This window comes from Nonomuraea sp. NPDC049758, from assembly GCF_040674635.1.
In the GTDB taxonomy this organism is placed as follows: Bacteria; Actinomycetota; Actinomycetes; order Streptosporangiales; family Streptosporangiaceae; genus Nonomuraea.
This window is the reverse complement of record NZ_JBFAMZ010000007.1, coordinates 136,360-152,704: the sequence shown is the minus strand read 5'-3', so window position 1 is coordinate 152,704 and position 16,345 is coordinate 136,360. Positions and strand designations below refer to the sequence as shown.

At 73.6% G+C, this 16,345-nt stretch carries 17 protein-coding genes; 7 read left to right on the top strand and 10 right to left on the bottom strand.

Annotated elements, in window-relative coordinates; all coding sequences use genetic code 11:
- Positions 1-50: 50 nt before the first annotated feature.
- Genes cydC through AB0J46_RS20205 form a run of 4 tightly spaced genes read right to left on the bottom strand, consistent with a single transcriptional unit; the run spans position 51 to position 5,406 of the window.
- Positions 51-1,730 (bottom strand): thiol reductant ABC exporter subunit CydC, encoded by a 1,680-nt coding sequence (gene cydC, locus AB0J46_RS20220; RefSeq protein ID WP_364333804.1) that lies wholly within the window; start codon positions 1,728-1,730, stop codon positions 51-53.
- On the bottom strand, positions 1,727-3,454 hold the full coding sequence (cydD, locus tag AB0J46_RS20215; RefSeq protein ID WP_364333801.1) for a thiol reductant ABC exporter subunit CydD: 1,728 nt from the start codon (positions 3,452-3,454) through the stop codon (positions 1,727-1,729). Before cydD ends, cydC begins: the two co-directional genes overlap by 4 nt.
- A gap of 7 nt (positions 3,455-3,461) precedes the next feature.
- The gene (locus tag AB0J46_RS20210) at positions 3,462-4,226 is read right to left on the bottom strand and encodes a cytochrome d ubiquinol oxidase subunit II (RefSeq protein WP_364333798.1); all 765 of its coding nucleotides are present in this window, start codon (positions 4,224-4,226) and stop codon (positions 3,462-3,464) included.
- A 10-nt stretch (positions 4,227-4,236) separates the two neighbouring features.
- Entirely contained in the window at positions 4,237-5,406 is a 1,170-nt protein-coding gene (locus tag AB0J46_RS20205) for a cytochrome ubiquinol oxidase subunit I (protein WP_364333795.1), read from the bottom strand.
- Between the two features lie 89 nt (positions 5,407-5,495).
- On the opposite strand from AB0J46_RS20205, the gene AB0J46_RS20200 reads away from it, so the two are divergent.
- Positions 5,496-5,843: a helix-turn-helix transcriptional regulator gene (locus AB0J46_RS20200; RefSeq protein WP_352328371.1), complete on the top strand. Its 348-nt coding sequence runs from the start codon at positions 5,496-5,498 to the stop codon at positions 5,841-5,843.
- Here the strand turns inward: AB0J46_RS20200 and AB0J46_RS20195 are convergent.
- On the bottom strand, positions 5,835-6,518 hold the full coding sequence (locus AB0J46_RS20195; protein WP_364333792.1) for a permease prefix domain 1-containing protein: 684 nt from the start codon (positions 6,516-6,518) through the stop codon (positions 5,835-5,837). The two genes, AB0J46_RS20200 and AB0J46_RS20195, sit on opposite strands and share 9 nt — an antisense overlap.
- A 104-nt stretch (positions 6,519-6,622) precedes the next feature.
- Here AB0J46_RS20195 and AB0J46_RS20190 point away from each other — a divergent pair, with 104 nt between their 5' ends.
- Genes AB0J46_RS20190 through AB0J46_RS20180 form a run of 3 tightly spaced genes read left to right on the top strand, consistent with a single transcriptional unit; the run spans position 6,623 to position 7,723 of the window.
- Positions 6,623-6,976, top strand: coding sequence for a VOC family protein (locus AB0J46_RS20190; RefSeq protein WP_364333789.1), 354 nt, complete (start codon positions 6,623-6,625; stop codon positions 6,974-6,976).
- On the top strand, positions 6,973-7,299 hold the full coding sequence (locus AB0J46_RS20185) for a metalloregulator ArsR/SmtB family transcription factor (RefSeq protein ID WP_358293072.1): 327 nt from the start codon (positions 6,973-6,975) through the stop codon (positions 7,297-7,299). Before AB0J46_RS20190 ends, AB0J46_RS20185 begins: the two co-directional genes overlap by 4 nt.
- Entirely contained in the window at positions 7,292-7,723 is a 432-nt protein-coding gene (locus AB0J46_RS20180; protein ID WP_364333786.1) for an SRPBCC domain-containing protein, read from the top strand. Before AB0J46_RS20185 ends, AB0J46_RS20180 begins: the two co-directional genes overlap by 8 nt.
- Positions 7,724-7,732: 9 nt before the next feature.
- Here the strand turns inward: AB0J46_RS20180 and AB0J46_RS20175 are convergent, their stop codons facing one another.
- The 3 genes from AB0J46_RS20175 to AB0J46_RS20165 all read right to left on the bottom strand — a co-directional run bounded on the left by AB0J46_RS20175 (position 7,733) and on the right by AB0J46_RS20165 (position 10,851).
- Positions 7,733-8,167, bottom strand: a complete 435-nt coding sequence (locus AB0J46_RS20175; protein ID WP_358293066.1) for a calmodulin-binding protein — start codon at positions 8,165-8,167, stop codon at positions 7,733-7,735.
- Between the two features lie 75 nt (positions 8,168-8,242).
- Positions 8,243-9,388, bottom strand: coding sequence for a hypothetical protein (locus AB0J46_RS20170; RefSeq protein WP_364333783.1), 1,146 nt, complete (start codon positions 9,386-9,388; stop codon positions 8,243-8,245).
- A 92-nt stretch (positions 9,389-9,480) separates the two neighbouring features.
- Positions 9,481-10,851 (bottom strand): pentapeptide repeat-containing protein, encoded by a 1,371-nt coding sequence (locus tag AB0J46_RS20165; protein ID WP_358293061.1) that lies wholly within the window; start codon positions 10,849-10,851, stop codon positions 9,481-9,483.
- A gap of 106 nt (positions 10,852-10,957) precedes the next feature.
- On the opposite strand from AB0J46_RS20165, the gene AB0J46_RS20160 reads away from it, so the two are divergent.
- Positions 10,958-12,655, top strand: coding sequence for an ExeM/NucH family extracellular endonuclease (locus tag AB0J46_RS20160; RefSeq protein WP_364333780.1), 1,698 nt, complete (start codon positions 10,958-10,960; stop codon positions 12,653-12,655).
- 154 nt (positions 12,656-12,809) lie between these two features.
- Positions 12,810-13,184 carry a thioredoxin family protein gene (locus tag AB0J46_RS20155; protein WP_364333777.1) on the top strand — a complete coding sequence of 125 codons (375 nt, stop codon included), beginning with the start codon at positions 12,810-12,812 and terminating at the stop codon, positions 13,182-13,184.
- Here AB0J46_RS20155 and AB0J46_RS20150 read toward each other — a convergent pair.
- Complete coding sequence (locus tag AB0J46_RS20150) at positions 13,150-14,592, bottom strand: MFS transporter (protein ID WP_364333774.1); 1,443 nt, start codon at positions 14,590-14,592, stop codon at positions 13,150-13,152. The genes AB0J46_RS20155 and AB0J46_RS20150 overlap by 35 nt on opposite strands.
- A 26-nt stretch (positions 14,593-14,618) precedes the next feature.
- Here AB0J46_RS20150 and AB0J46_RS20145 point away from each other — a divergent pair, with 26 nt between their 5' ends.
- Entirely contained in the window at positions 14,619-15,470 is an 852-nt protein-coding gene (locus tag AB0J46_RS20145) for a LysR family transcriptional regulator (RefSeq protein WP_364333771.1), read from the top strand.
- Between the two features lie 71 nt (positions 15,471-15,541).
- On the opposite strand, the gene AB0J46_RS20140 is transcribed toward AB0J46_RS20145, so the two are convergent.
- Positions 15,542-16,309, bottom strand: coding sequence for an SAM-dependent methyltransferase (locus AB0J46_RS20140; protein ID WP_364333768.1), 768 nt, complete (start codon positions 16,307-16,309; stop codon positions 15,542-15,544).
- Positions 16,310-16,345: the final 36 nt, after the last annotated feature.

Sequence of the window (16,345 nt, the reverse complement as noted above, 5' to 3'; positions counted from 1 at the left end):
CATCATAAACCTGATGGCGGCGCAAACTCAAAGCGAGCGCGAAGGATCGGCTAGCGCCTGGTCAGCGCCTCGGACTCCCACAGGTCGCGGTAGTAGCCGGGCACGGCCACGAGCTCGTCGTGCCGCCCGCGCTGGACGACGCGGCCCTCGTCGAGCACCACGACCTCGTCCACCGACTCCAGGCCCTTGAGCCGGTGGGTCACCAGCACGGTGGTGCGGTCGCGGATGACGTCCAGCAGGTCGGCCATCAGGCGGTCGGCGGTCTCCTCGTCGAGCGCCTCGGCGGGCTCGTCCAGCAGCAGCACGGGCGGGTCGTACAGCAGCGCCCTGGCCAGGGCCAGGCGCTGGAGCTGGCCGCCGGAGACGGTCCTGCCGTCCTCACCGAGCTCGGTGTCCCAGCCGGTGCGCTCGACCCACGGGCCGAGCCTGGCCTCCCGCACGGCCGCCGCCAGCCGCTCGTCGCCGGCGTCCGGCCCGGCCAGGCGCAGGTTGTCGCGCAGGGTGGTGCGGAAGATGTACGGGTCCTGGGTGAGGCCGGTCATCAGTGTGCGGACGTCGTCGCCGGACAGGTCGCGCAGGTCGGTCCCGTTGACGCGCACGCTTCCCGACTCGGGCTCGACCAGGCGCATCAGCGCGGCCAGCAGGGTGCTCTTGCCCGCCCCGCTCGGGCCCACGATCGCCACCCGGCGGCCGGGGGTCAGGCGCAGGGAGACGCCGTCGAGGGCGGCCCGTGCGGCGTCGGGGTGGCGGACGACGAGGTCGTCGACCTCGACCGTCAGCGGAGCCGACGGCACGGGCGCGGGCGCGGCTGGCTCGGTGACGGCCGGCGCGGCGGCGCGGACCTCGCGCAGCCGCCGGATCGCGGCGGTGATCCCGGCCATGCGCTCGCCCGCCGCCGCCAGCGGCAGCACCGGCTCGAACGACACCAGCGCGGTCAGCGCGAGCACCGCCGTGGCGACGGAGCCGGCGCCCGCCCCCTGGGCGAGCAGCACGATGGCCGCCACGGTCAGGCCCTGGGCCAGCGTCCCGACCGCCAGGGCGGCGGCGTGCACGCGCGACTGGCGGCGCTCCAGCCCGGCCAGTGCCTCGTCGGCGGCCAGCGCGCCGGACAGCGCCCGCTCGCCCGCGCCGTAGGCGGCCAGGTCGGCCGAGCCGTGCACGAGGTCGGCCACGCGGGCCGCCAGCGCGGCCCTGGCCGGCGCGATCCGGGCCGACCAGCGGCGCGCGGCGGCGGCGGTCGCGGCCGGCAGCAGCACGCCCGCCACCACGAGCCCGGCCACCAGCACCAGCGCGGTCAGCGGCAGCACGAACAGCCCGATGGCGACCGCGGCCAGCCCGGTCAGCAGCGCGGCGGCGGCCGGGAGCAGCGCGCGGACCAGCAGGTCCTGGACGGCCTCGGTGTCGTCCACCATGCGGCTGAGCAGGTCGGCGCCGCCGTGGCGGGGCCGCTGGGGCGGGACGAGCGCCTGGTAGAGCCGCTCGCGGGTGCCGGCCTGGGCGCGCAGGGCCACGTCGTGGCCGGTGAGCCGTTCGGCGTAGCGGAAGACGCCCTTGCCGGTCGCGAACGCCCTGGTCGCCACGATGGCCACGCTCAACGCGGCCAAGGACGGCTGCTGCGCGGCCCTGGTGATCAGCCAGGCGGCGGCCGCGATCAGCCCCAGCCCGGCCAGGTCGGCGGCCGCCCCGGCCAGCACGGCCCAGGCCAGCCGGGTGCCCATGCGCCGGTTCATCGCGCGCTCCCCTCGGGAAGGGAGACCGCGCTCTGCGGCTCCCGGTGACCGTCGCCGTCCGGGTGGGCCGGCGGCCGGTCGCGGGTGGTGTCGGCGACGACGCGGCCCTCGTGCACCCGCACGATCCGGTCGGCGAGGTCGATCATCGCGGGCCGGTGGGCGACGATGACGGCGGTGCGCCCCCGCGCCAGCTGCGCGGTGGCGGCCACGACGGCGGCCTCGCTGCGGCCGTCGAGGCGGGCGGTGGGCTCGTCGAGCAGCAGCGCCGTGGCGTCCGGGCGGCAGAAGCCGCGGGCCAGCGCCACGCGCTGCCGCTGGCCGGCCGACAGGTTCGCGCCGCGCTCGCCGACCACGGTGTCGAAACCCTGGGGCAGGCCGTCCACGAAGTCGGCGTGCGCGGCGGCGGCCGCCCGCCGGACCTCCTCCAGGGTGGCGCCGGGCGCGCCCAGCCGGATGTTGTCGGCCACGGAGGTGGTGAACAGGTGGGGCCGCTGCGGCACGTACGCCAGGGCCGCCCGCCAGCTGTCCAGGTCCAGCTCGCGCAGGTCGGCCCCGTCGACCAGGACGCGTCCCTCCGACGGGCGCAGGAAGCCCAGGACCAGGTGGAGGAGGGTGCTCTTGCCGCCGCCGCTCTCGCCGACCAGCGCCACCCGCTCGCCGGGCGCGATGGTGAGCGTCACGTTCTCCAGGGCGGGCTCGTCCCTGCCGGGGTAGCGGACGGTCACGTTCTCCAGGCGGATCTCCGGCGCGCCGTGCCCGTCGTACGGCCGGGCCGGGCCGGACGGGTCGCCGGCGGCCTCGTCCAGGACGGCGAAGGCCGCGTCGGCGGCGGCCACCCCCTCCATGGAGGCGTGGAACCGGGTCCCCATGGCCCGCAGCGGCAGGTACGCCTCCGGCGCCAGCAGCAGCACCAGCAGCGCCGTCGTCAGGTCCAGCGACCCGCCGAGCAGCCGCAGCCCGATCGGCACCGCCACCAGCGCCAGCGACAGCGACGCGCACAGCTCCAGCACCAGCGACGACAGGAACGCCACCCGCAAGGTGCGCATGGTCGCGCTGCGATGGGCGTCGGCGACCTGCCGGATGACCGTGGCCTGGTAGCGGGCCCGCCCGAAGGCGCGCAGCGTGGGCAGCCCGCGCACCACGTCGAGGAAGTGCCCGCCGAGCCGCGACAGGGCGTGGAACTGCCGCTCGGTGACCGCCTTGGTCGTCATGCCGACCAGCGCGCCGAAGACCGGGATCAGCGGCAGCGTCACCAGGACGATCACCGCGCTGCCCAGGTCGGCGGCGAACAGCCGGACCAGCACGGCCACCGGCACCACGGCCGCCACCGCGATCGAGGGCAGGTAGCCGGTCAGGTAGGCGTCGAGGCCGTCCAGGCCGCGGCCGGTCAGCGTGACCAGCTCGCCCGACCGGTGACCGGTCAGCCTTGACGGGCCCAGCTCGCCCAGGCGGGCCAGCAGCCGGTGGCGCAGCGCGGACTTCACGCCCGTCGCGGTGCGTCCGGCGAAGACGCCCTGCGTCCAGGCCAGCAGCGCCCGGACGCCCACGACGGCGGCGAGCGCCCCCAGGGCGGCGGCGGTGAACCGGCCCGACAGCACGCCGGCCAGCAGCTCGGCCTGCGCGAGCACGAGCAGCCCGGCGAGCACGGCCGCGACCATGGTGACGGTCAGGTGGCGGCGCACCGAGCGCTCGGCCCGCATGAGCCGCAGAAGATCCTTATGCACGTGGCCTTCAGAAGAACGAGGGGAGCGGGACGGCGCCCTTACCTGGCCGGAAAGTCCGCCATACCCATACTTGCGCGCCCAGCATGATCGGCGCGAACGGCAACGCCATGACACTGAGCACATTCAACGTAGCCGCCGGCGCGCTGTGCTCCAGCAAGTACGGCATCGCCCCAGCCAGCAGGCCGATCGCGGGCAGCGCGGCCACCAGCCCGGACAGCAGCAGCGCCCGCCCCGACCGCACGGCCCCGAACGCGCCCGGCTCCCGCCAGGCCAGGAACGTCCACCCGTGGAAGGCGAACAGCAGCGTCACCAGCACGCCCAGCAGCACCCCGACCGGATTCACCGGCGAGGAGGCGAACCCGGTCGCGGCGGCGTGCAGCGCCATGCCCCACCCGAACGACAACCCCAGCGACCCGAACGCGATCATCGCGTCCCAGAAGCCGCGCCACCTCGCGCCGTCCAGCCGCCGCCGGAACCACAGCCCGGCGTCGCGCACGATCCAGCTCAGCAGCATGGCCACCACCAGCGGGTACAGCCCGAACAGCACCTCGCCCTCCAGGCGCGGGTACACCCCGAACAGCGTCCCGGCCACCGCCACCAGCCACACCTCGTTGGCCAGCACGAACGGCGCCATCGCGGCCACCATGCGGTCGCGGTTGCCGCGCGTCCTGCCCAGCACCGGCAGCAGCAGGCCGACGCCGAGGTCGAAACCCTCCAGGGCGAAGTACCCGGCCAGCAGCACCGCGAAGAACAGGAACCAGATCACTTCCATGTCAGCACTCCTAGTAGCTCATCGCCGGGGCGGGCTCGGCGCCGGTCGGGACCGCCCCGAGGTCGAGGTCGCGCGGGCCGCGCCGGACGACCCGGGCGATGAGGACGTAGTCGACGACCGCCAGCAGCCCCAGCACGCCGGCGAACCCGATCAGCGAGGCCGTGACCATGCCCGAGGTCAGGCCGGGGGTCAGGGCGTCGGCCACGGTGAGCTTGTGCCAGACCATCCACGGCTGGCGGCCGATCTCCCTGGCCATCCAGCCCAGGATCGCCAGCGCGAACGGCACCGGGGTCATCACGATCAGCACAAGGTGCGTCCACCGCCAGCGCGGCAGCCAGTAGATGAGCGGCAGGAGCACGAACAGCAGCACGAACGCCAGGAGCTGGCCGATCTCGATCATGAGCCCGAGCGGCACCCCGGCGCCCGCGTCGCCGTCGAACTTGCCCTCCTGGACGCCGCCGAACTGCGCGTACCCGAAGCCCAGGGCCAGGAAGGCGCCGACCGCCGCCACGCCGACCCCCGTGCGCAGCGACTTGGTGAAGAACAGCGTCTCGCGGGTGCGCCGCCGCAGCTGGTACGCGCTGGCCCCGGCCAGCACCAGGCCACCGGTCAGCAGACCCGCGCCGATGATGTGGGGGAAGGAGAAGACCAGCGTCTTGTTGGTGAGCAGGGCGCCGAAGTCGACCAGCTCCAGCCGGCCGTTCCTGACCACCGAGCCGGCCGGGTTCTGCAGGAAGGAGTTGGCGACCATGATGAAGAACGCGCTGGCGTACGCGGTCAGCGTCACCAGCCAGATGCAGGCCAGGTGCAGCCACTTGGGCAGCCGCCCCCACCCGAAGATCCACAGACCCAGGAACGTGGACTCCAGGAAGAAGGCCACCAGCGTCTCCATGGCCAGCGGCGCGCCGAACACGTCTCCGGCGTAGTGGGACAGCCCGCTCCACGACAGCCCGAACTGGAACTCCATCACCAGGCCGGTGACGATGCCCAGGGCGTAGTTGATGACGTAGATCTGCCCCCAGAACCGCGTCATGCCGCCGTGCAGCGCGCTGCCGGAGAGCACGTGGCGGGTGTGCATGAGCGCCACGACCGGCGCCAGCCCGAGCGTGAGCACGACGAACAGGAAGTGCAGGCTTCCCGTCACGGCGAACTGCGTGCGGGCGAGTTCGAGTACGTCCATTCGATCGACTCCGTTGTTGTGCCTACCTACATATAGGCAGCCTACATGTAGACTGGCTACATGGCGAACGGTTGTCTAGGATCAGGAGCATGAATCCAGACGCGCTGCGCGGGCACATGGACGCGTTGCTGCTCTCGGTGCTGGAGCGCGAGCCGCTGCACGGCTACGCGATCATCGAGGCGCTCCAGGAGCGCAGCGGGGGCGCGCTGAGCGTGCCCACCGGCACCGTCTATCCGGCGCTGCGGCGGCTGGAGCGGGTCGGCTACCTGGCCAGCGAGTGGGCCACGGTGGGCGGGCGCAAGCGGCGCACGTACCGGCTGACCGACCCGGGCAGGAAGCAGCTCGAAGGGGAGCGGTCGGCCTGGCGGGAGTTCACCAGCGTGATCGGCGGCGTGCTCCAGGCCGACACCCGGGCCGACGCGCGGGCCTCAGGCTGACGGGGCCGCGGCGGGCCGGCGGGTGCGGCTGACCCGCAGGCAGCGCGTCGCGCCGTAGATCTGCAGGCCCCAGAACGCGGTCGTGACCAGGTTCGCCAGGAACGCGGGCAGGTACCCGGCCATCGTGACCGGCCCGGGGGCGCTGTAGGACAGCACGAGGCTCATGGCGCCTCCGAGCGGCAGCATGCCCCACACGACGATGCCCAGCGACCTGGTCACCAGGTGCGGACGGCGGATCCAGCGCGCGCCCCGGCCCAGCGCCAGCAGGGCGAGGCCGCCGTACAGGCCGGTGGCGAGCTGGCAGATGTCGAGCAGCTTCGAGATCAGGTGGTACCAGGCCGGACGGCCCACCCACAGCGCCGGGTCGGCGGGGTAGGTGCGCCACACCATCGACCACATGAGCGCGGTCAGCGGGACGCTGATGAACAGCAGCAGGCCCAGCCGCCGCCCGGCCACGGCGGTCAGCTCGCTCTGGTAGCCGGGGGCGATGTCGGTGACCGGGCCGAACTCGGCGACCGCCAGCCGCTCGGCCTCGGCGCGGTCGAGGCCGTCGGCCTCCAGGGCGTCGGCGGTGTCGGACAGGCTGTCGCGGGCCTCGACGACCAGGTCGCGCTTCGCGCCGGACGGGCCGGAGAGCGCGCGATCGAGGTCGGCCACGTAGTCGTCGATCCGCATGATCCCAGTTTACGGAGTGAGCCGCCGTTGGCCTATCAGGGAAGTCCCCGATATTTCGCGCCCCGACTTGATATGTCGGAAAAATCCTACATATAGTGTCCGACATGCTGATTTCCGGGATCCTCACCGTCACCGTGCCCGTCGCCGACCAGGCGCGGGCGCTCGACTTCTACACCGGCGTGCTCGACTTCGAGGTGCGCACCGACAACCCGTTCCCGATGGGCCGCTGGCTCACCGTCGCGCCCAAGGGGGCGGCGACCACGCTCCTGCTGGCCTCCTGGTTCCCCGACATGGCCCCCGTCGGCGGGCTCGTGGTGGCCGCGCCCGACCTCGACGCCCTGGCCGCCCGGCTCGCCGCGGACGACGTCGCCTTCGAGGGGCCGAGCGAGCAGGCGTGGGGACGCCAGCTCCTCTTCCAGGACCCCTTCGGCAACGGGTTCGTGGTCAGCCAGGTATGACCGCCGACCACGTCTTCACCGCGCTGGCCAGCCCGGCCCGGCGCGAACTGCTGCGCCTGCTGCTCCAGGAGGGCCCCCAGCCCGCCGGACGGCTGGCCGAGCGCTTCGACATGAGCCGGCCCAGCGTCTCGGAGCATCTCAAGGTGCTCAAGGACGCCGGGCTCGTGGCCGAGGCTCGCAAAGGGCGCGAACGGCACTACCAGCTGGAGGCGGAGCCGCTCATGGAGATCCGCGACTGGCTCACCCCGTACGAGAGGTTCTGGCGCGAGAAGCTGACCGGCCTGTCCGCACTGCTCGACGAGATGGAGGAAGAGGATGGCTGAAGACCGGACCGCGATCAGGCTGGACGAGTTCCTCAAGCACCCGCCGGCCAAGGTGTGGCGGGCGCTGACCGATCCCGAGCTGATGGCCCGCTGGCTGATGCCCAACGACTTCCGGCTGGAGGTGGGCCACCGGTTCACCTTCACCACCCAGCCCAGGAAGGCGGTGGGGTTCGACGGGACGGTCCACTGCCAGGTGCTGGAGTTCGAGGCGGAGAAGCTGCTGCGGATCAGCTGGAGCGACCGCAAGCAGGCCGACTGGACGGTCACCTGGCGGCTGGTGCCGGAGGGCCGGGGCACCCGGCTGTTCCTCGACCACGAGGGCTTCGACCCCGACGACCCCACCCAGCAGCTCTCCCGCCGGATCATGGGCGGCGGCTGGCCCCGGCACTTCACCGTCATCGGCGACCTGGCCGCCACCCTCTGAGCCGGGCTCCTACATGGCCGGGAGCTCGCGGGTCAGGCGCGAGCTCCACGGGCACCAGTGGCCGCCCGGCAGGAACGCGCCGCCCGCCTCGTCGAGGTGGTCCTCCACGTACGTCATGCTCGCGTCGCAGACCTCGATGGCCACGTCGAAGAAATTGATCGTCTCGGGCTGCAGGTGGTAGCTCCACCGGGCGTTGTAGGCGACGGGCCGCTTGACGATGCGGCCGTGCACGTGCGGCCGCTCGTCGGTGGCGCCGGCCAGCAGGTCGCGGGCGTGCCGGATGGAGTCGGGGTCGGTGAGCTGCATGACGAACCGGGACCGGCCGTCGGTGTCGGTGAACTCGAAGTACGCCTCTCCGGCCGCCTGGGCCGGGACGGCTCCCGCCGCGGCGAGCAGGACGACGGATGCCAGCACAGCGCTGATCTTGGTGACGATGCGGGGCACGGGGGACACCTCCGAAACTGTCGGCCGCACTCTGCGACTCGTCACCCAAAGTAATCGAATGAATGCGCAAAGTCACTACGACGAGAGCCGCAGATGGGCCATGACCCGCGCGGCCACCTCCTGCGGCGGCCGGCCGTCGGTGTCCAGGCGCACGTCGCCCGCCCCCGCCCGGTCGAGGGCGGCGGCCTCCCGCGCCGCCCGTCCGGCCACGGCCCGCAGGGCGTCCGGGCCGAGCCCCCGCAGCTCGTCGCCGGGCAGCGCCGGGCCGCCTCCCCGGCCGCGCAGCAGCACGCGTTCCAGCAGCGTGGCGGGGGAGGCGTGCAGCCGGAACACGGTCGGCGTCAGGCCGGGAAGCAGGCGGGTGCAGGCGCGGACGGTCTCGTCGGAGTCGGCCCCGCCGGAGACGACCAGGCAGCCGGCCCCGGCCGCCCGGTACCCGTCCCACAGCGCGGCCAGGCCGCGTGCCCTGAGCCGGCGGCCCTCCTCCTCGGTGGACGGGCGCAGCGCCGAGATCTGCCGCAGATCGACGTAGGCGGCCCGGACGCCCGACCGGTGGACCCGGCTGAAGACCTCGTAGCCGACCGTCGACTTCCCGGCCGCCGTCGCCCCCGAGAACCACACCAGGGGAACCGGCACGCCGGCACCGACACCCCCGCCCGGATCGGCCGGGGCGGGCGCCGGCTCGGTGGCGGTGGCAGGGACGGGCGGCGGCCATCCGCCCAGCCGGTCGAGCACCAGCCGGGCCGTCTCGGCCACCGTCCGGCCGCCGGTGTCCACGCACAGGTCGGCGTACCGGCTGCGGTCCTGCTCGACGGCCTCGGCCACGGCCGCCTCCACCAGGTCCGGCCGCCAGCCCCGCCCCAGGAACCGCTTCCGCAGCTCCGCGTGCGGCACCCGCAACCGGCACACGGTGAACGCCGCGCCGGGCAGCAGCGCGGTGTACTCGCCGACCTCCTCGGGCGTGTCCACGAACCCGGCCAGCACCAGGCAGCGCATCCCCGCGCGCCGGAACCCGGGCCACAGGGCCGCCAGGTTGCGCGCCCGCAGGCGATGCGTGCCGCCCTCCGGCGCCGGATGGCACAGGGCGATCTGGTCGGCGTCGAGGAACACCGCCTTGACGCCGCTGCGGCCCAGATGGTCGAAGATCTCCCACCCGGCCGAGGACTTCCCGGCGCCCGTGGGGCCTGTCAACCACAGCAGCGGCAGCGGATCGGTACTCACCGGCGCGACCCTAGCGAGCCCGGTCCGCCGCCTGCCACCGCATTTCGGCCCGCCTGCCGGTGGATGACCGGTGGCGGACCGGCTCGGCCCGGCTACTGGTGGAGGACCGGGTTGTGGTGGACCGCCTGACGGGCCGCGTGCGAGGTGGAGCTCCACAACACCGCCGCCGCCGTCAGCGCCGCCAGCAGCGTGCACCAGGCCACCGCGCGTCCGAGCCGCATGCCGTACCCCCACAGCAGCCACGACAGCGACAGCCACCAGTGCTCACCGGCCTGGCGGCGCATCTCCATGGCGGCGAAGGCGAAGTCCGCCGAGGTGTCGCGGTCCTCGATCCGGCCGCGCAGCTCGGCGTAGAGGGCGGCCAGCAGGTCGGGGGTGGTGGGCGAGCCGCCGGAGGCGTCCCAGCCGCGCAGGGCGTGCTCGTCGGCCAGCGCGCTGCGCCGCGAGATCCAGCGCAGCATCGGACGGCGCAGGCTGACCCGCACGCCGCGCGGCGTGAGCGCGAACGTGCAGTTCCTGACCCGCACCCCGGCCGGGTGCGTGAGCCCGGCGAAGCCGCACCCCGACAGGTCGAGGCCGGTCAGCGTGAGGCTGGCGGCGTCCACCTGGCGCAGCGAGCTCAGCATCGACAGGCCCTTCCCGGTCACCGAGGCGGGCCCGTGCAGCACGGCGCCCTCCAGGTCGGCGCTGGAGTCGGTCAGCCGCACGGTGGCGGCCCCGAAGACCTCGGCGCGCCGCAGGTCCACCCCGCAGCGCGCGACCGTCACGTCGAGCAGGCCGTCGGCGCGGGCCCGCGCGGCCGAGAGCCTGCCAGAGGCCGACAGGTAGGCGTCCCCGGCGAAGTGGGCGTAGTCGAACCCCGCCTGCCCGCGCACCTTGCGGAAGGAGAGCGTCCGGCCGAACCTGGCCCCGCGGAACGTGGCGCCGGTGCCCAGGCGGGCGTCGTCGAAGGTGGCGTACCCGTCGAACCGGGCGCCCTCGCAGGAGAGCCCGTGCTCGAAGACGGCCTGGCCGAACAGCGCGTCGCGGGACATCACGGCCCGGTCGAGCGAGACGTGCCCCCGGACGCGTACGCCGTGGAAGGACAGCTCGCGCGTGAACCTGGCCGCCGCCAGCGACACGTTGCCCTCGAATCGGGCCCCGAAGAAGGAGGCGAGCCGCTCGAACCTGGCTCCGTCGAGCGACACGTCCCCGGCGAACGTCACGCCCGACAGCCTGACGTCGCCGGTGAACCTGGCCCGGTCGAGCCGGGCGCGGCCCGGTCTGCAACTCGTCGCCTCCAGGACCCGCGACAGCAGGTCGCCGTTGACGGTGGTGCCGCGGAGATCGAGCAGCCTGCCGGGGGACAACCGGGCGAGGACGGCGGGCAGGTCCTCGGCCGGCAGATGCGCCAGGCACAGGCCGGACGGCTGTTGGGCGATTCCGGGGCAGGCAGCAGAAAACGCGCAGGTGACCCAGTCCATGCACTGGTCATACCCGCGTGCCGCCAATGTCAAGGTTCGATGATTTAATGTTCTATCCACTTTTGTGTGGAAATATGCGGTCAATAATCCCTCTAAAGTGCCGGTCATGCGCGTTTTATCCCGAGCAGCACTCGCTGCCCTCGTGGCGGGCGCCCTCACCGCCACCCCGGCCCTCGCCGACACGGCGGCGGCGCCCTGTGACACCCCGGCCGACCGCCGCGTCGCCGAGGTGCAGGGCAGCGGCGACACCGGCCCCCTGACCGGCCAGACCGTACGGGTCGAAGGCATCGTCACCGGCGACTTCCAGCGGACCGACCAGCTCAGCGGCTTCTTCCTCCAGGACCCGCGGCCGGACGCCGACCCCCGGACCTCCGAGGGCCTGTTCGTCTTCGCCCGCGAGTCCGTCAAGGACGTCAAGACCGGCGACCGCGTCCTGGTCACCGGCAAGGCCACCGAGTTCAACGGCTGGACCGAGCTGTCCCCGGTCACCGCCGTGGACGTCTGCGGCACCGGGAGCGTGGCGGCGCAGCCGTACACGCTGCCCCCGGCCGCGGACGGCCTGGAGGCCGTCGAGAACATGCTGCTCACCTTCCCGCAGTCGCTCACCGTGGACGACAACTACAACCTGGGCCGCTTCGGCGAGGTCACGGTGTCGGCGCACGGCCGGCTGTACCAGCCCACCGACCGGCCCGGCGTGGACCCCGCCGCCGACACGCGCCGCTCGCTGCTCATCGACGACGGCTCCAACCGGGAGAACCCGGCGACGCTGCCGCCCGTCACGCGGGCGGGCACCGTGGCCGCCGGCGTCACCGGCGTGCTCGGGTACGGCTTCGGCGAGTACCGCCTCCAGCCCACCCAGCCGATCGCCTACCTGGACGCCAACCCGCGCACGCCGCGCCCCTTCCCGGTGGTGGGCAACGTGAAGGTGGCCTCGTTCAACACCCTCAACTGGTTCACCACCATCGGCTCGCGCGGCGCGAGCAACGCCGGCGAGCAGCAGCGACAGCTCGCCAAGCTGGTGGCCGCGCTGAAGGGCCTGGACGCCGACGCGGTCGCCCTCATGGAGGTCGAGAACAACGGCCAGACCGCGCTGCAGGCGCTCGTGGACGCCGTCAACGCCGAGGTCGGCGCCGGCACGTACGCGGCGCTCAGCCACCCCCACCCCGGCACGGACCTCATCCAGGTCGGCCTGATCTACAAGCCGGGCAAGCTCACCCCGGTCGGCGAGACCAAAGCCTCCCAGGACCCCGTCTTCAGCCGTCCGCCGCTGATCCAGACCTTCCGCAGGAAGGGCGGCGGCCAGCCGTTCACCATGATCGTCAACCACCTCAAGTCCAAGGGCAGCTGCCCGGCCGACGGCCCCGACGCCGACCAGGGCGACGGCCAGAGCTGCTGGAACCCCACCCGCGTCAAGCAGGCGCAGGCGCTGCTCGGCATCATCGGCGACCAGGACCTGCCCAACCCGCTCGTGCTCGGCGACCTCAACGCCTACGGCGAGGAAGACCCGATCGACACGCTGGAGGCCGGCGGCCTGACCAGCCTCACCAAGCGGTTCGTGCCGCAGGCACAGCGCTACAGCTACCTGTTCGACGGCCTGGCCGGCGAGCTCGACCACGCCTTCGCCGGCAAGCAGCTGCTCAAGCGGGTGACCAGCACCACGATCTGGCACATCAACTCCGACGAGCCGCGCATCCGCGACTACAACACCGAGTTCAACCCGCCCGGCCTCTACCAACCGGACGCCTACCGTTCCTCCGACCACGACCCCCTGGTGATCGGCCTGACCCTGCCCGGCGGCCACTGACCCGTGCGGAGGGCGCGGCCCGCGGGCCGCGCCTTCCGGCGTTCCGGAACGCCAGCCGCAGCGGGGTTGCGGGCCCTCAGAGCATGGAATGCTGGTGGGGGGTACGTGGTTGACACGGTTGCAATTTCACCGAACGAAGAGCGAGGAGTCACTTGTGGCGACCATCGAAGTAACAGAGAAGACCTTCAACGAGATCGCCGACAAGGGCATCGTGCTGCTCGACTTCTGGGCGACGTGGTGCCCGCCGTGCAAGAAGTTCGGGCCGATCTTCGAAGCGGCCTCCGACAAGCACGACGACATCACCTTCGGCAAGATCGACACCGATGCCGAGCAGGCGCTCGCCCAGGGCTTCGACATCACCTCGATCCCCACGCTGATGGCCATCCGCGACGGCATCGTGGTCTTCGCCCAGGCCGGCGCGATCCCGGCCCCGGCCCTGGAGGACCTCATCCGCCAGGTCCGCGCCCTCGACATGGACGCGATCCGGGCCGAGCTCAGCGAGGAGCTGAAGAACGCCGAGCAGAACTGACCCCGGCGGGCCCCGCCGGCACGGCGGGGCCCTCGCGTCGCCCGGCCCGCGCCAGGGCGGCGGCCAGCGGGAACAGCGCGATCACCACGAGCGCGCCGGGCAGCCCGGCCAGGCGTGACAACGCGCCCGCCACGCCCAGCCCGATCCCGCCGCCGACGAAGAACGTCAGGTTCAGCAGGCCCATCGCGCCGCCGCGCCGTTCCACCGGGAAGCTCGCCGACATCCGGGCCGTGATCACCACCTGGGCCAGCGAGAACGCCGGGAACCCGAGCGAGGCGGCCACCACCAGCAGCACCGCGGCCCACCCCGCCGGCCCGCCGTGCCCGCCCTGCCCGCCGGTGAGCGCTCCGGCGAGCCCCGCCGCGACCAGGCAGAGCGCGAACGCCGCGGCCACGGCGGGCAGCAGCCACGACCGGGTGCCCGCGATCCTGGCCAGCACCACGCCCACCAGCGCGCCCGGCAGCAGCCAGGCGCCGATCGTCAGCACGCTCCACCCGTGCACCCCGGCCAGGAGTTGCGGGGCGGCCCACATGGTGGCGAACAGGCCGCCGTACACGCCGACGCCGATCAGGGCGGCCCCGCGGAAGACGCGGTCGGCCGGCAGGTCACGCGGGACGAACCCGCCCGCGACCGTACGGGTGCGCCGGACCAGCGCGGCCCCCGCGAGCACCGCCACCACCCCGGCCAGCGCCGCGACCGGCCGGCTCAGCCCCAGGTTGGCCGACTGGACGAGCACGAGGAACGCCGACACGCCCGCCGCCAGCAGCCCCGCGCCCACGACGTCCACCCGGCCGCCCGACCCCGCGCGCCGCGCCACCGGCAGGCAGAACGGCACCGCCACCAGCGCCAGCGCGGGCAGGGCCAGCGTGAGCCGCCACGACAACGCCTGGGTGACCAGCCCGCCGGCCAGCGTCGCGCCCGCCGAGAACACCGCCATCGCGCTGCCGAACCAGGCCAGCACCGCCTGACGCCGCTCCGGCTCGGCCGTCGCCGCCAGGTTCAGCGCGACCGCCGACAGCGCGCCCGACCCGGCCGCCAGCACCGCCCGCGCCGCCACGAGCGCGCCCAGTGACGGCGCCACCAGGCAGGCCAGCGCTCCCAGCGCCAGCACCGCCGAGCCGAGCAGCAGCGTGCGGCGCACCCCCCACGCGTCCGACAGACGCCCGAACAGCGCCGTCCCGATGCCCAGCGCCAGCGCGTGCGCGGTCAGCACCCACACCACCGCGCCAGGACGCGCCCCCAGTGCGGCGGCGACGTCCGGCAGGGCGACCCCGGCCGCCGTGACGCCGAACACGGCCGGGCCGAAGAGCGCGCCCAGCCTGATCCCGATCGATCCACTCCCGTTCATGCGGGTCAGTCCATCGCGGGAAGAGCGGGCGAACCAGGAGACGTTCTCCTGGACAGTCATCACAGATCATGATGAATGGAGACACAGTGGAGCTGCGGCAGCTCGCCTACTTCGTGGCCGTCGCCGACGAGGGCGGCTTCGGCCGGGCCGCCGAGCGGCTGCACATCGTGCAGCCCGCGGTCAGCCAGCAGGTGAGCAGGCTGGAACGCGAGCTGGGCGCCCGCCTGTTCGACCGGTCGACCCGGCACGTACGGCTGACGGAGGCGGGGGAGCGGCTGCTGCCCGAGGCCCGCGAGGTGCTCGCCGCGGCCGAACGGGCCCGCCGGGCGGTCACCGGCCACCTGGCCGAGACCACCCTGCGGCTCGGCGTGTCCGCCGCGCCCGGCACCCGCCTGTACCCGATGCTCGACCGGCTCGACCCCGGCCTGCGGGTCCGGCTCGCCAAACAGGGGCTGGCCGAGCGGCTGGCGGCGGTGCGCTCCGGCGACCTGGACGCCGCCCTGGTGCGTCTGGTGGACGCCGCGCCCGGTCTGGAGTTCTTCCCCGCCTGGACCGAGCCGCTGGTCGTGGCGCTGCCCGCCGCCCATCCGCTGGCCGGCTCCGGCACGCTCAGCCTCACCCAGCTGGGCGACCTGCCCGTACGGCTCGCCCCCCGCGAGCGCAACCCGCCCTTCCACGACCTGGTCACCGGGGCCCTGGCACGGGCGGGCGTGGACCCGCCGCGCGGCCCGGCCTTCACCGGCCTGCACGACACGCTCATCGACCTGGCCTCGAGCCCGCCGTCGTGGACGCTGTTCTACCCGGTCTTCGACGAGCTGCCGCCGATCCGCGGCGTGGCCTACACCGGCCTGGACGAGCCCGAGGTGCGCACCTACCTCGCCGTGCCGGCCGGGCCGCCGACGGCCCGGGTGCGGCAGCTCCTGGCGGCCCTGCCCTGACCGGGCCCCTCACCGGGCCCCTCACCGGGCCCCTCAGCGGCCCGGACCGGGGGCCGCGATCCGGCCGTGCGTCAGGGCTTGCGGGCGACGCCGACGTAGCCGACGTCGGTGCCGTTCGTCAGGGCGGCCGGCTCGGTGGGACGCCAGTCCTGGGGGAAGACCAGGCCGGGGTCGGCCAGCTCGTAGCCCTCGAAGAAGGTCAGGATCTCCTTGTCGGTCCGCAGGCTCAGCGCGGCCGTGGCCTGGTTGTAGACCTCCAGCGCCTGCGGGGTGGTGTCGGGCCTGGCGTCGATGGCGTGGCTGATCACCAGGTGGCTGCCGGGGGCGCTGACCTCGCGCAGCCGGGCCACGATCGGGTGGGCCTGCTCGTCGGGGATGAAGTGCAGGATCGCCAGCATGAGGAAGGCCACCGGCTGGTCGAAGTCGATCAGCGCGCCCAGCTTGTCCAGCAGGGTGTCCACCTCGCGGATGTCGGCCTGCAGGATGTCGACGTTGTCCGTACGGGCCAGCAGCGCCCGGCCGTGGACGCACACCACCGAGTCGTAGTCGACGTAGACCACGCGGGCCTCGGGCGCGATCTCGTGCGTGTTGCCCTGGGTCGGCAGCCCGGCGCCCAGGTCGACGATCTGCCGTACGCCCGAGTCCACCAGATGCCGCACGGCCCGCTGCAGGAACGCCCGGTTGGAGCGGGCGGCCTCCTTGGTGTTGGGGAACACCTTGAGGATCTGCTCCGCCGCGGCGCGGTCGGCCGCGAAGTTGTCCTTGCCGTCGAGGTAGTAGTCGTACATCCGCGCGACGTTGGGGACGTTGGGGTCGACCCCCTCGGGGGCACTGTCCACGATTTCTCCCGAAATTTCGGTCCTTCGGGTGATCAT

Coding starts and splice junctions, on each gene's coding strand:
- cydC (WP_364333804.1), bottom strand. CDS start 1,730: ATGAACCGGCGCATGGGCACCCGGCTGGCCTGGGCCGTGCTGGCCGGG.
- AB0J46_RS20210 (WP_364333798.1), bottom strand. CDS start 4,226: ATGGAAGTGATCTGGTTCCTGTTCTTCGCGGTGCTGCTGGCCGGGTAC.
- AB0J46_RS20205 (WP_364333795.1), bottom strand. CDS start 5,406: ATGGACGTACTCGAACTCGCCCGCACGCAGTTCGCCGTGACGGGAAGC.
- AB0J46_RS20200 (WP_352328371.1), top strand. CDS start 5,496: ATGAATCCAGACGCGCTGCGCGGGCACATGGACGCGTTGCTGCTCTCG.
- AB0J46_RS20195 (WP_364333792.1), bottom strand. CDS start 6,518: ATGCGGATCGACGACTACGTGGCCGACCTCGATCGCGCGCTCTCCGGC.
- AB0J46_RS20190 (WP_364333789.1), top strand. CDS start 6,623: ATGCTGATTTCCGGGATCCTCACCGTCACCGTGCCCGTCGCCGACCAG.
- AB0J46_RS20185 (WP_358293072.1), top strand. CDS start 6,973: ATGACCGCCGACCACGTCTTCACCGCGCTGGCCAGCCCGGCCCGGCGC.
- AB0J46_RS20180 (WP_364333786.1), top strand. CDS start 7,292: ATGGCTGAAGACCGGACCGCGATCAGGCTGGACGAGTTCCTCAAGCAC.
- AB0J46_RS20165 (WP_358293061.1), bottom strand. CDS start 10,851: ATGGACTGGGTCACCTGCGCGTTTTCTGCTGCCTGCCCCGGAATCGCC.
- AB0J46_RS20160 (WP_364333780.1), top strand. CDS start 10,958: ATGCGCGTTTTATCCCGAGCAGCACTCGCTGCCCTCGTGGCGGGCGCC.
- AB0J46_RS20150 (WP_364333774.1), bottom strand. CDS start 14,592: ATGACTGTCCAGGAGAACGTCTCCTGGTTCGCCCGCTCTTCCCGCGAT.